The sequence below is a fragment of the Pseudomonas sp. Ag1 genome (assembly GCF_000278565.1).
Lineage (GTDB): Bacteria > Pseudomonadota > Gammaproteobacteria > Pseudomonadales > Pseudomonadaceae > Aquipseudomonas.
This window is the reverse complement of sequence record NZ_AKVH01000107.1, coordinates 39,098-51,533: the sequence shown is the minus strand read 5'-3', so window position 1 is coordinate 51,533 and position 12,436 is coordinate 39,098. Positions and strand designations below refer to the sequence as shown.

At 57.7% G+C, this 12,436-nt stretch carries 10 protein-coding genes; 4 read left to right on the top strand and 6 right to left on the bottom strand.

The features are described from left to right. Positions 1-12: 12 nt before the first annotated feature. The 5 genes from A462_RS34935 to A462_RS09365 form a co-directional block, all read right to left on the bottom strand. A complete protein-coding gene (locus A462_RS34935) occupies positions 13-540 on the bottom strand; it encodes a hypothetical protein (RefSeq protein ID WP_238544253.1) in 528 nt (175 codons plus the stop codon). Positions 541-819: 279 nt separating this feature from the next. Beyond that, complete coding sequence (locus tag A462_RS34930; protein WP_238544252.1) at positions 820-2,385, bottom strand: hypothetical protein; 1,566 nt, start codon at positions 2,383-2,385, stop codon at positions 820-822. Then, positions 2,382-2,693, bottom strand: coding sequence for a hypothetical protein (locus A462_RS34310; RefSeq protein ID WP_134327322.1), 312 nt, complete (start codon positions 2,691-2,693; stop codon positions 2,382-2,384). Before A462_RS34310 ends, A462_RS34930 begins: the two co-directional genes overlap by 4 nt. A 119-nt stretch (positions 2,694-2,812) precedes the next feature. Next, on the bottom strand, positions 2,813-6,160 hold the full coding sequence (locus A462_RS09360; protein WP_023659189.1) for a dermonecrotic toxin domain-containing protein: 3,348 nt from the start codon (positions 6,158-6,160) through the stop codon (positions 2,813-2,815). 299 nt (positions 6,161-6,459) lie between these two features. Beyond that, the gene (locus tag A462_RS09365; RefSeq protein ID WP_003216012.1) at positions 6,460-7,173 is read right to left on the bottom strand and encodes an SIMPL domain-containing protein; all 714 of its coding nucleotides are present in this window, start codon (positions 7,171-7,173) and stop codon (positions 6,460-6,462) included. Positions 7,174-7,379: 206 nt separating this feature from the next. On the opposite strand from A462_RS09365, the gene A462_RS09370 reads away from it, so the two are divergent. The 3 genes from A462_RS09370 (at position 7,380) to A462_RS09380 (ending at position 11,021) form a co-directional block, all read left to right on the top strand. Then, on the top strand, positions 7,380-8,642 hold the full coding sequence (locus tag A462_RS09370) for an ATP-binding protein (protein WP_008437257.1): 1,263 nt from the start codon (positions 7,380-7,382) through the stop codon (positions 8,640-8,642). Beyond that, a complete protein-coding gene (locus A462_RS09375) occupies positions 8,635-9,195 on the top strand; it encodes a response regulator transcription factor (protein WP_003216016.1) in 561 nt (186 codons plus the stop codon). The genes A462_RS09370 and A462_RS09375 overlap by 8 nt, the downstream gene beginning before the upstream one ends. 101 nt (positions 9,196-9,296) lie before the next feature. Beyond that, the gene (locus A462_RS09380) at positions 9,297-11,021 is read left to right on the top strand and encodes an ABC transporter ATP-binding protein/permease (protein ID WP_008437256.1); all 1,725 of its coding nucleotides are present in this window, start codon (positions 9,297-9,299) and stop codon (positions 11,019-11,021) included. Between the two features lie 197 nt (positions 11,022-11,218). On the opposite strand, the gene A462_RS09385 is transcribed toward A462_RS09380, so the two are convergent. Next, positions 11,219-11,656 (bottom strand): YhcB family protein, encoded by a 438-nt coding sequence (locus tag A462_RS09385; protein WP_003216019.1) that lies wholly within the window; start codon positions 11,654-11,656, stop codon positions 11,219-11,221. Positions 11,657-11,803: 147 nt separating this feature from the next. Here A462_RS09385 and A462_RS09390 point away from each other — a divergent pair, with 147 nt between their 5' ends. After that, complete coding sequence (locus A462_RS09390; RefSeq protein ID WP_023659190.1) at positions 11,804-12,433, top strand: alpha/beta hydrolase; 630 nt, start codon at positions 11,804-11,806, stop codon at positions 12,431-12,433. The last annotated feature ends 3 nt before the right edge of the window (positions 12,434-12,436 follow it).

Here is a 12,436-nt window from a genome sequence, read left to right as displayed (position 1 = left end):
TATTCCAGGTCGCTACGATTTAGCCGGAAAGTGTTCGGGTTTATAAGTGAACGCCCACCACTTGAACGGATTCCAGTACGGGTTGTTCTTTGACGGCTTGAATTTCTTGATTCGCGCCATTTCTTCGCTGACATACTGTTCAGCCTCAGCTCTTACTGCGGTACGGACGTTATCGGTGATCTGAATATTTTGTGCGGATAAGTTCTCCAGGTAGATTTTTTCTACCTTGTCAATGGCAGCTTTTATCTCTTCAGGGGCCAGGTTGGCACTCAAGGTGCCGCTATAACCTTTGACAGGGCGGCCAATCAACTTTTGGAATTGAGCGGCAAACGAAGCATCCCCACCGGTTGCGGAATCACATGACAGCAGGCGCACGTTGTCGAACTCTTCCGGATGGATCCCTTTGCTGTGAAGCGTATCCAGCAATTCTTCCGGACTATTGAGCTTTCCATCATAAGAAACTTTTGCGACCCCGGTAGTCTCATCGACTTTACCGTGTACCAGTATGTTCAATCGCTGGGCCGAACCTTGTTTGTTCACATCCACGAACGTGTAAAGTTTATCGTTGATAGTGTTCAGGCTATCTATTTCTCCACTGAGAATACTGGTTTTTTCAGCAGTAGAAAAAAGGGCCTCGCCGACCGGCAGATTTTTAACCGTTTTCAGGGGCGGCAGTTCGATGCCGTCTACGTTGATAGATGCCGGGGGGACCTCTGGTCCACTCGACTCAATTTCATTTAAAGACGGGTCCGGATGACTATCGCCGGATACTTTCGAAACGCGTGTCAGCTCAAATTCGCTCTTCTGCGAATTATAGTTCTAGCGGTAGTCTTCAGTAACGGTGGAGTTGAACGTGATCGGAGTTTCACTCAGGCTCGCCTCGACCAAACCGGGTGCAACTTCGTGTGCCAGCATCAGGCTTGAGATGACGGCCGCAGCAGTTCCCCCTGTGCGCTCGCCTGCGGTCTTGCCATAGAGGCTGTCATGCACGCCAAACACGATATTGCCTATATTGCCAACAATGGGCAGATTACCAAAGGTTTTGCCCCAGGTGTCTTTCACCGACTTCCAGGCTTGCTGCGAGGCACCAAACACATCCGTCTGGTCGGCCCACACCGCATTGTTGGCGTTCTGCTCCTGATAGTGGGGGGCGATACCTTTGTTCAGATCGCCAAATTGCAGCCCATAACCTGCTTTTCGCGATTCGGTGTAGTTGAATAGCTCTCGTACCGGCACGGATTTATCTTTGTACCAGTGTTCGTACCCCGGATATCGCGACCGATTATCCTGGATGAGGCTGTCGAGCACCGCCCCGGCCGGTGGCCAGTGGGCATTGTGTCGCCCTTGCATATCACCGGTATTGAAACGGCGCATCAATTCATCACGATTGTCTTTGGCCCAGTTCGCAAATTCGTCATCGCCTTTTATCTCGCGGACAGCGCCGTTCTTCAAGTCGATCATGACTCCCTGATTGGGGCGATTGGCGGTATTGCCATCGTAAGGCGTGTAGGGGATAAAGGCATACCCGCTCATGGGGTAGCCGTAAATATTGGGGATAATCACTTGCCCATTCTTGTCCAGCGTGCGATTCACCGCTTCCTGGCCGGCAGGGCTTAACCTTGCGAAATTTTCCGTGTCACTACGAAGGCTCAGCAACGTGCCCCGTGTTACATAGGCGTCTGCTTTTCCCGATCGCTCTGCTATTGTTCCGGAGCCCTCGCGCATCGGCGCGGCTATGTCTTTCTCCCAGCGAGCTTGAAGTTGTCGGCCGAACGCTTCCAAATCATTGATTTTTGTCCGGTCTTTTTTTTCTATTTCCATTTCAGGAAAATTTAAAACCCCACCACGTGCGGGTCTGTCATGCGCTAGAGCACCCGCTGCAATTTCCCATGCGAAATAAGTGTGTGTCTGGGTATCAGAGAGATTTTGTGCTGTGCCCATACCGACATAGGTATTGAACGTTACCGTGAACTTTTCATGCGGGTCGAACCCGGCTGCCAATAAACCCCCACTGAAGTATCCTGCGGGGTCCATGAACAGGCGCACGTTCTGGAACTTGACGTTTCGTTCGCCTTCAGTGCCACTTTCTATATTTTCGATCTGCGTCTTTACACGATTGGCATAGGCATCGATATGAGCCTCTCGCTCATTGTAGATATACCCATCGCCTGGCGCGTGAACAAAGTCGGGTCCGTAAATGGTTGCCTTGTAGATATCAGACTCGTTCCTGGCGGCAGTGCCAACGTTGTCCGTTTCATAAATATCGGTACTCTTCAATGGCGTTGGCGGTATCCGTTCCAGCGCCTCGGTACGTTGTTCTTGAGTCGTACCGGGTAGCGGTGTTTTTGGGTAATGGACAATGTTAAGTTGAACTGAGCTTGTCATTTCAGATTACCTGGCTGGATGTTGATTGCACGCATCTGCGCCGCCATAAACTGTGGATGAGGAGTACGGTGATCTACGCCATGAGTGGTGCAGCGTCCAGGCGTGTTCCGCTCGTTGAGGGTGAGGATGTAGTTGTCCATTGCACGGGTTATAAGTTGAAAAGATTTATCACCAACGCACTTCAATGTGTCCGGACCAGCAGACGCCCGGCGATTAAGCATTTTCTGAAGCTGGTAACCGGTTATTACCGCTGAAACTTCTTGAATTAAGTGCCAGGCAAAAAAAATGCTGCCCGAAGGCAGCGGCATTGCAGTCCTGCTCCCTGAAATGGCAGGTAAACGCTACGCGAACGAGAACGGCGGTCACCACGGTTGCCGCCGTTCGGGTTACCCAGGTTGAGACAAGCGCCTGCGTCGCGGCGATCGCCTTAAAACACCTGTGCGCCGCCATAAACGGTGGACTGTATCCACCGCGGGTCCATAGGATCGCTCCAGACGTGCCGAGGCGGCGTACCACCATCTCCGATCAGGATTTGCCGGCCCTCGTCGCTCCATTCCTGCATGCGTTGTGCGAATTGGCCGTGGTACTCGTTGGCCGGACAAGTGATACCGGCCCATGGGTCCACTATCCACGCATCAGCCCATTCGGGCTCGGCAAATCCAGCGGTCAAGAGGTTAGGCTGACTTGCGGGGCCGCCGACCACGCTGAAGGTGTGTCCCTGCACTTGTGCAATGCGGGCAAAGCCGCCACTGGCGTTAACGGTATCGGTGGCGACCCTGGCCATCTGGTCGCAATTGCCAGCACCCGTTTTCAGGATGACCTCCGAGTAGTTGGGCGCGCCGGTTCGAGTGTATAGCCAGGTCACTATTTCATTGGCCACGTCGCTGCGCAGACTGTTACCGGCATCGGCCAGGGTTTTCTGGTTGGCCGACCGTATACCGGTTGTCTGGAACTGTTCCTCCACCGTTCTCTTGCCCCAACGGGCGTAGGCCTTGTTTTGCTCGTTGACCGTGAGCTGCCCGAAATAGTGAGGCTTTTGAAGGGGCTCAAGTTGTATGGTCTTGGCGGCCACCTCTACCTTCTTGTCCCAGGCATAGACTGCCAGTAGAACTTCACGTTTCTTTTCATCGGACAGTCCGGCCAGGACTCGGTCCAGTTGGGTGGCTTGATCGGGTGTGAAGTTGTATTCAAGGCTCAGTTTTTTTGCCAGTGAGTCCAGGGAGGGCAGTATCACCAGATCGTTATTGTGGGTTTTTCCGGAAATGTCACGATAGAGGTCCTTGTACTCGTCATGCAGCCTGATGATGTCCCGGCTGGCCGGATCGGTGTTTGCGGCGATGCGTTGAAAGTTGAGCGCAGGGTTCGAACCGTCGTATTCGGCCACGTAGTAAATGCCGGTATCGCCCTCGACCACCACATAATCTATTCCTGCGTAGGGTATTTTTATGCCCCTCAGGACGCGCTGGTCATCACTGAGATCACTGATCTGGTCCAGCTTTACAACCACGGTTTCCTGGTTGAGCGCCCGTGGTTGACCGATATCTTCATAGCCGAAGTCCGGCTCATTGAGCACCACCCCGCTGGTTTGGTTGCGGTAGGTAACCGGCGTGTGCCCGGGCACCGACATCAGCTCCTGGCTGGATGTGTCGCTCACTCTATACAGCCTGTGCTCATGCACCACGGTCCGCGCGCCTTCCTGCGTTGGGGCGCCCGGCAAGAGACGCCGATGCTCAAGTGCCTGGGCGTCTTGAGCGACCGATGTATCGGCGTCCTCGATCATTTTTGTGTAGCACAAGCTGTCAATGTTGCGCTTTACGCGGCGCCCAACCGGCGCACAAACGGCTTCAAAATCCTCCAGCGGCTCGGCATGCTCGGTAGGCCCCATCTTGGTCAAGGCGTCCGGTTGTGCGGGGTCGTAGCGGTAAACGTCATCCCCGACCACTACATCGGTATGGGTTGCACGCTTGATCAGGAAGGTCTGGTCTGCGGACAGGCCCTCAGGTACCAGCACGCTTGCCCCTGCAGCTCCCGGCTCGACTTCGCGCGTGAGGGCGATGCGGGTGGAGGACTCAAGGGCTTTCGAGGCCCTCTCTATCCCTTTCTCCACCAGTGAAGTTGCGCCCGAAGCCACCGTCGGCAGCGCATTGAGCACTCCGAACACGATATGGTCGGCCCCGCCTTTCTTGCCGTGCTTGACGTCATCGATGCCGATACCGGCCTCCGCTACGCCGGAGGCGACGTAGAACACCTCGAGGGCCACGGCGACTTCGGGCATCACCAGTGCCAGCGGCGTCATCAGCATCGCGACCTTGGTGGCGGTTTCCAGGCCTTTGAGGATGTTGGCTTTGGTCACGTCGCTGTCGGTGACGATTTGGGTCTCGGCATCCTTGTACGAGCGATCTTTCTGGCGGGCAGTAATGGCCTCGAATGGGTCCTGGGCGAGGGGTTCGGTGGTGATGAAAGTCTGCGGGTTGAATTCATTCAGGCGCTCCAACACATCGGCATCCGGCGCGTCTTTGCGGTGCCAGCCACCCAGCCCGGTCAGTGTCTGGTTCACGCCGTCGGAGAACGTCCGGTCGGCCTGGTCACGCAGCGTGAAATGGGTTGAAAGGGCTTCGCGCTTGGTGGGGTCGGCAGCTTGCTCAGCCAGCCAGTTTTTCATCTGGGCCTGGCTGTCAAAGCGATGAATAGGCGACGAGTTGCCGGGAATATACAAAAGCGTGGGGCTGATGATCTTGCCGTCATCGGTGACCTTGGGGTTTTTGTCGGTGATGTACAGCAGGTCCGAAGATTGAAAACCGTTGATGCTGAGCAGACCCATTTCCAGGCCTGGGTCCTGGGCGGCAGAGGCTTTCAGGTCCTCGACGCGGAGGTTCGACCAGTCTTTATCGGTGGTCAAGTTCGCTGCGCGTAGCGCCAGTTCCTTGTCGCTTGGGCTCAGGCTGCCGGTCTTTTCCTGGAGCAGGATGGCGGCAACGAAGGAGGCCTTGGTCAATGCCGTGTATTTGCTTTCGTGGCTGGGCCAGAACGTATCCAGGAATGTTTTATACGGCGCGGCGCGTTCGGTGTTCCACACCAATTCCCTGAATTGCTCCGGGGTCTTTTTGATCCGCATCGACTCGTTGTATTGCTGGCGCTGGCCGGGCGGGGAGGCGCGGTATATAAACTCATAGGTCTGCTGGGCATTGACGGCAGAGTCAATGGCAAGCCCCGCCTGGCCCAGCGGCGAAAACGTCAGTAGCCGTTCCAGCCAGGTATGCAGGGTCGTGCGTGTTTTTTCCTCGGGCGTCTGGTGTTCATCGGTGTTGTTTTTTTTCTGCACATCTTGCAGGGCCGCCTGGGTCAAGGTTATCCGGTTCAGTACCTTTGCATTGCGAGGAGGCCTTCCCCGTGTCGGGTCGTAGTTGAAGGTAGTAATAAACGTGTTGTCCGGATCAACGTCCTCGCCCCACTTTTTCTTGATTTCGGCCTTGATAAGGTTAGCGGTGCTTTCCAGGGGCGTCTCGAACCCTGTCGTTGCACTGCGAATGTAGTTTTCGACTGTCTTGTTGTATGGCAATCCCGGGATCAACACGTCGTGAGTGTGACGGCGGGGTCGTGATGCGGGAGTGTCGGTGGCCCGATCGGCTGCCTTTACGGGCTGCCCTGGCGAATATGTCTGCCGTGAAGTATCCGTACCTTGGCGGGGTTTTCCCTGTTCTTCGGCAATACCTGCCGAGGAGGGGGTATCAAGGAAGAAGCCGTTGTTTGCCGCGATGGAACCTATGGTGGTCATATGACAAATCCTGATGTGCATGGTGTGCAGGAATGATGTGATGTCCGCCATAGGTGGTTCAGCGTGTAGGCGTGTTCCGTTCTTTGATGGGGAAGATGTAGTTCGCCATTACGCGGGTTATAAGCTGAAAAGATTTATCGCCGGTGCGCTTCAAGGTGTGTGGACCAGAACACTCTCAGCCATTGAGTATTTTCTTAAGCTGATATCCGGTTATTACCGCTGATACTTCTTGAATGAAGTGCGCAGGCAAAAAAAACGCTGCCCGTGGGCAGCGTCATTGCAACTGGGGTACCGCTCGATCAAGGCATCTGGACTTCGATCACGCCATCTGCGGTCATGTTGACCTGGCTGGTGCCGGCTTCGACTTCCGGCGTCGGTGCCGAATCCATCGCTGCGGCTTTCATCATCATCCCGCCACGTGCATACGGCTGTGGATAACCGTTGGTGTTGAAGTTCAGGTTGACGATCTTGTAGCCCTTGCCGCCCAGCGCATCGGTGGCCAGTTGGGCACGGGCCTTGAATGCGGTGACCGCTTCTTTAAGCAGGGCATCTTCGCTGGCCTTGCGGGTCGGGTTGGCGATGGCGAAGTCCATACTGTCCATTTTCAGGTTGGTCAGCATGTCGCCGGTGAGCTTGGACAGGGCGGCGAAGTCGGCACTTTCCATGCGCAGCTCAGCGCGTTCACGCCATCCGGTGATTTTCTGGTTCTTGTTGTCGTAGATCGGGTAGCTGTTGCGGCTACCCTGGCGCAGGGTCACGCCTTTGACTTCGCGGGCCTGGGCCAGCGCCTTGTTCATGGTGGTGGTGATTTCGGCGGCAAGCTTGGCCGGGTCGGTGTTCTGCGACTCGGTGTACAGGGTGACGATCATCTGGTCGCGCGCCACTTCCTGGCTGACTTCGGCACGCAGGGAAATCTGGTTGTAATGCAGTTCGTCAGCGGCCATGGCCGGCAGGCTGGCGAGGGTAGCGGCGCCGAGTGTGAGGGTGGCTGCACTGCGAATGAAACGAGACATGTAAGCTCCTTGAGATGTTCGTGTTCGGTAAGACTGTAGACGCAAGGTTTCAGTTCTTCGGGTTTACACATTCGCTACAAGTTGGCGGATGCCGACGAACGGTCATGATCCTGACCCCTGCGTCAAAGAGCCACACACGCCGTGCCAGCGCTGTCGCTTCGTTTATACTCCGTGCGATCCGCCTGCAGCGCTCATCGGGAGAGCTCATGCTCGCCGCCGTAAAACTGACTTCCGCCACCCGCCAGAACCTTTGGCGCCTGACGTTCATCCGCACCCTGGTGCTGGCCGCACAGGCCGGTTCGGTGGGGCTCGCCTATTGGTTCAAGCTGCTGCCGCTGCCCTGGTTGCAGTTGGCCGTGACCCTCGGCTTCTCCACGGTGCTGTGTGTATTTACCGTGATCCGGCTGCGCACCACGTGGCCTGTGACCGAGCTGGAATACGCCCTGCAACTGGCCTGCGACCTGTTTATCCACAGTGTGTTGCTGTACTTCTCTGGCGGCTCCACCAACCCGTTCGTGTCCTATTACCTGGTGCCACTGACCATCGCGGCGGTGACCTTGCCGTGGCGTTATTCGGTGGTGCTGTCGGGTATTGCCCTGACCCTGTACACCCTGCTGCTGGCACAGTTCTACCCGTTGCAGACCTTCCCCATCGCCCGGGAAAACCTGCAGATCTACGGCATGTGGCTGAGCTTTGCCCTGTCGGCGGCGGTCATCACCTTTTTTGCCGCACGAATGGCGGAAGAGCTGCGCCGCCAGGAAGAGCTGCGCGCCATTCGCCGTGAAGAAGGCCTGCGGGACCAGCAGTTGCTGGCCGTCGCCACCCAGGCCGCCGGCGCGGCCCACGAATTGGGCACGCCGCTGGCGACCATGAGCGTACTGCTCAAGGAAATGACCCAGGACCACCACGACCCGGCCCTGCAAGACGACCTGAGCGTGCTGCAGGAACAGGTCAAGCAGTGCAAGCTGACCTTGCAGCAGCTGGTGCGCGCCGCCGAGGCCAATCGCCGCCTGGCGGTGGAGATGCAAGACGTCACCCAGTGGCTGGACGAAGCCCTGAACCGCTGGCACCTGATGCGTCCCGAAGCCAGTTACCGGTTCCACCTGCTGGGCCAGGGCACGGTGCCGCGCATGGCACCGCCGCCGGACCTGACCCAGGCGCTGCTGAACCTGCTGAACAACGCCGCCGATGCCTGCCCGGAAGGGTTGGAAGTGACCCTGGACTGGGATACGGAAGACTTCACCATCAGCATTCGCGACCACGGCGCCGGTGTGCCGCTGGCGATTGCCGAGCAGATCGGCAAGCCCTTCTTTACCACCAAGGGCAAAGGCTTCGGCCTGGGCCTGTTTTTGAGCAAGGCCAGCGTGACCCGCGCGGGCGGCTCAGTGAAACTCTATAGTCATGAGGAAGGCGGCACGCTCACCGAGCTGCGCCTGCCCCGTGTCGCACGAGGAGACATCGATGAGTGACGAGATCCAAGTCGAAGGCGAAGAACTGCCGCACCTGCTGCTGGTAGATGACGACGCCACCTTTACCCGCGTGATGGCCCGCGCCATGAGCCGTCGTGGCTTTCGCGTCAGCACCGCAGGTTCCGCCGAGGAAGGCCTGGCCATCGCCACGGCCGACCTGCCGGAATACGCGGCCCTGGACCTGAAAATGGACGGCGACTCCGGCCTGGTGCTGCTGCCCAAGCTGCTGGAGCTGGACCCGGAAATGCGCGTGGTGATCCTCACCGGCTATTCCAGCATTGCCACCGCCGTCGAGGCGATCAAGCGTGGCGCCTGCAACTACCTGTGCAAGCCGGCAGACGCCGACGACGTGCTGGCCGCCTTGCTCTCCGAGCACGCCGACCTCGACACCCTGGTGCCGGAAAACCCGATGTCGGTGGACCGCCTGCAGTGGGAACACATCCAGCGGGTGTTGACCGAGCACGAAGGCAACATCTCCGCCACGGCCCGCGCCCTGGGCATGCATCGTCGAACGTTGCAGCGCAAGTTGCAGAAACGCCCGGTTCGACGTTGAACGGCGACTGAACAATCTGCTTCAGGCCGCACGGAGCCCTGAACCGATCGTTTATGATCGGTTCAAACGCCTGTTATTTTTTTTCCTACCGAGCCTGAACAATGAATCAGAACGCTGAGTATTCCGCGGTCAATGACGCGGTGCGTGGGCAATTTTTAAGGAAAGTCTGGGCGCTGATCACCCCCTACTGGCGCAGTGAGGAGAAGTTCAAGGCCTGGCTGTTGTTGCTGGTGGTGCTGGGGCTTTCGCTGTTCAGTGTGGCCGTGTCGGTGTGGTTCAACAGCTGGAACCGCGACTTCTATAACGCCCTGGAAAAGAAGGACTACGACGCCTTCACCCACCTGCTGATGTATTTCAGCGTGATCGCCGTGGTGGCGATCGTCACCGGGGTGTTCACTTCCTATTTGCAGCAAATGCTCACCATCCGCTGGCGGCGCTGGCTGACTGAAACCTACTTCGCCAAGTGGCTGAGCGAGAAGAACTACTACCACCTGGAATATGGCGGCTACACCGATAACCCCGACCAACGTATCTCCGAAGACCTCAACGCCTTTACCAGCAGCACCCTGAGCCTGGGCCTGGGGTTTATCAGTAACCTGGTGAGCCTGGTGTCGTTCTCGGTGATCCTGTGGGGCGTGTCCGGCAGTATCGAGGTTTGGGGCATCACGATTCCCGGCTATATGTTCTGGGCGGCACTGGTATATGCCGTGCTGGGCAGTTGGTTGACCCACTTGATTGGTCGAAAACTGATCGGCTTGAGCAACCGCCAGCAACGCTTCGAGGCCGACTTGCGTTTCAGCCTGGTGCGGGTGCGCGAGAACGCGGAAAGCATCGCGCTGTTCAATGGCGAGCCGAATGAACACCAGCAACTGAGTGCACGTTTCGGGCGGGTGTGGAGCAACTTCTGGAGCATCATGCAGCTCAAGAAGCGCCTGAACTTTTTCACCAGTGGTTACTCGCAGATCGCGATCATCTTCCCGTTTGTGGTGGCAGCGCCGCGTTACTTTTCCGGCCAGATAGAGCTGGGCGTGCTGATGCAAGTGGCCAGTGCGTTTGGCAGCGTGCAGGGCAGCCTGAGCTGGTTTGTCGACGCGTACACCGTGTTGGCCAGCTGGCGTGCGACCTGTGATCGTCTGCTGAGCTTTGGCGAGGCGATGGAAGAAAACGAAGGCCGCAACACGGGCATCGAGTTGCAACGCCAGGGCGGCAATTTGCAGATGAGCAACCTCAGCCTCGATCTGGCGGATGGTCGTCACCTGCTCGATGGCGCCAACCTGACGGTTGCCGAGGGTGAGCGATTGATGCTCAGCGGGCGTTCCGGCAGCGGCAAGTCAACCTTGCTGCGGGCCATGGGCAATCTCTGGCCAAACGGCCACGGCAACATCCGCTTGCCGGCCGAGCGTTATCTGTTCCTGCCGCAAAAGCCGTACCTGCCGATTGGTACCTTGCGGGGTGTGTTGAGTTATCCACAGGAGGAGGGCGCGTACCCGGCGCAACGTTATGCACAGGTCCTGGAAACCTGCCGCCTGGCGCATCTGATTCCACGCTTGGACGAAGCCAATCACTGGCAGCGCATGCTGTCGCCGGGTGAGCAACAGCGCCTGGCGTTTGCGCGGGCGTTGTTGTTTGAACCGCAATGGCTGTACATGGACGAGGCCACCTCGGCGATGGACGAGGAAGATGAGGCGGCGCTGTATCAGGCGTTGATCGATGAGTTGCCGGGGTTGAGCATCGTCAGCGTCGGGCACCGCAGCAGCCTCAAGCGTTTCCATGGGCGGCATGTGCGGATACAGGACGGGCAGCTACAAGAACAGCCAGTGTCCTGAAGTCGGACTCGGTCAATGTGGGAGCGGGCTTGCTCGCGAATACGGTGGGTCAGTTAATACATAGGGTGACTGATAGACCGCATTCGCGAGCAAGCCCGCTCGCACATTGGATCAGTGTCGTCTGGTCGACCTGGTGCCAACAAAAAAGCCCGGCTGATCATCGATCAGCCGGGCTTTTTTATGCCGCTTGAAAGCTATTACTTCTTCAAGCCGTAATGCTCATCCAGCATCCCCGGGGCGTTTGGCGTTTTTGGCGCGTAATCCCGTGGCGGTTCCTGATTTTCCCGCGGAGGGGTCAGGCGTTCCCGTGGAGCGTGCGGTGCATCGGAATGCAGCGCGGCCAGCAGGCGCTGGCGGGTGATGTCGTCCAGGGCCAGGCGGTTGGCACCCTCGGCGAGATGATCCTGTACTTCCTGATAGCTCTGAGTGAGCTTTTTCACCAGGGTCGCGGTGCTGTTGAAGTGGGTAACAACCTCGTTCTGATAACTGTCAAAACGTTCCTGAATGTCATCCAGCTGACGCTGCGTGCGGTTAGGCGCGGCATTCGGCAGCAGGCGGGCAACCAGGAATCCAATGGCGACACCGGCAACCAAGGCGAGAGTCGGCAACAACCAAACTAAGAGCGAGTGTTCCACGAGTCCTTCCTCTATAAACGGCTTTGCTTTACGTTAACGGCTCGGACCTGCGCTGTATACCGCGATTAAGCTCGCAATGATGCCATGCACAGACTTTTAGCTAGACGAGTCGACCCCTTGAGAGGTCACGGAGTTCCTTCCTTGCTGATGCGTGAAACCCCCGTTTTGATCGATGGCCCGGTAGGCCAACTGGAAGCCCTGTATCTGGATCACCCCGAGCCACGTGGCCTGGCGCTGATCTGTCACCCGAACCCGGTGCAGGGCGGCACCATGCTCAACAAAGTCGTATCGACCCTGCAACGCACCGCGCGCGATGCCGGCTTGATCACGTTACGTTTCAATTATCGCGGTGTCGGCACCAGTGCCGGTACGCACGATATGGGCACCGGTGAAGTCGACGACGCCGAAGCGGCAGCCACCTGGCTGCGTGAAAAGCATCCCGACCTGCCGATCACCCTGCTGGGTTTTTCCTTCGGCGGGTTTGTCGCGGCCACCCTCGGCGGCCGCCTGGAAGCCAAGGGCGAAAAACTCGCGCACCTGTTCATGGTGGCCGCGGCCGTGATGCGCCTGCGGGATAACGACGTGTTGCCACAAGGCTGCCCATTGACCGTGATCCAGCCGGAAACCGACGAAGTGGTCGACCCGCAACTCGTCTACGACTGGTCCGCGGCCCTGAATCGCCCCCATGAGCTGCTGAAAGTGGCAGAATGCGGACACTTTTTTCATGGCAAGCTGACCGATCTCAAGGATCTTGTGCTGCCACGTCTTTCGAATTGATGA

What these genes read in the sequence shown, in the direction of transcription:
- A462_RS34930 (WP_238544252.1), bottom strand. Translation starts at nt 2,385, where the DNA reads ATGACAAGCTCAGTTCAACTTAACATTGTCCATTACCCAAAAACACCG.
- A462_RS09365 (WP_003216012.1), bottom strand. Translation starts at nt 7,173, where the DNA reads ATGTCTCGTTTCATTCGCAGTGCAGCCACCCTCACACTCGGCGCCGCT.
- A462_RS09380 (WP_008437256.1), top strand. Translation starts at nt 9,297, where the DNA reads ATGAATCAGAACGCTGAGTATTCCGCGGTCAATGACGCGGTGCGTGGG.
- A462_RS09375 (WP_003216016.1), top strand. Translation starts at nt 8,635, where the DNA reads ATGAGTGACGAGATCCAAGTCGAAGGCGAAGAACTGCCGCACCTGCTG.
- A462_RS09360 (WP_023659189.1), bottom strand. Translation starts at nt 6,160, where the DNA reads ATGACCACCATAGGTTCCATCGCGGCAAACAACGGCTTCTTCCTTGAT.
- A462_RS34310 (WP_134327322.1), bottom strand. Translation starts at nt 2,693, where the DNA reads ATGCCGCTGCCTTCGGGCAGCATTTTTTTTGCCTGGCACTTAATTCAA.
- A462_RS09370 (WP_008437257.1), top strand. Translation starts at nt 7,380, where the DNA reads ATGCTCGCCGCCGTAAAACTGACTTCCGCCACCCGCCAGAACCTTTGG.
- A462_RS09390 (WP_023659190.1), top strand. Translation starts at nt 11,804, where the DNA reads ATGCGTGAAACCCCCGTTTTGATCGATGGCCCGGTAGGCCAACTGGAA.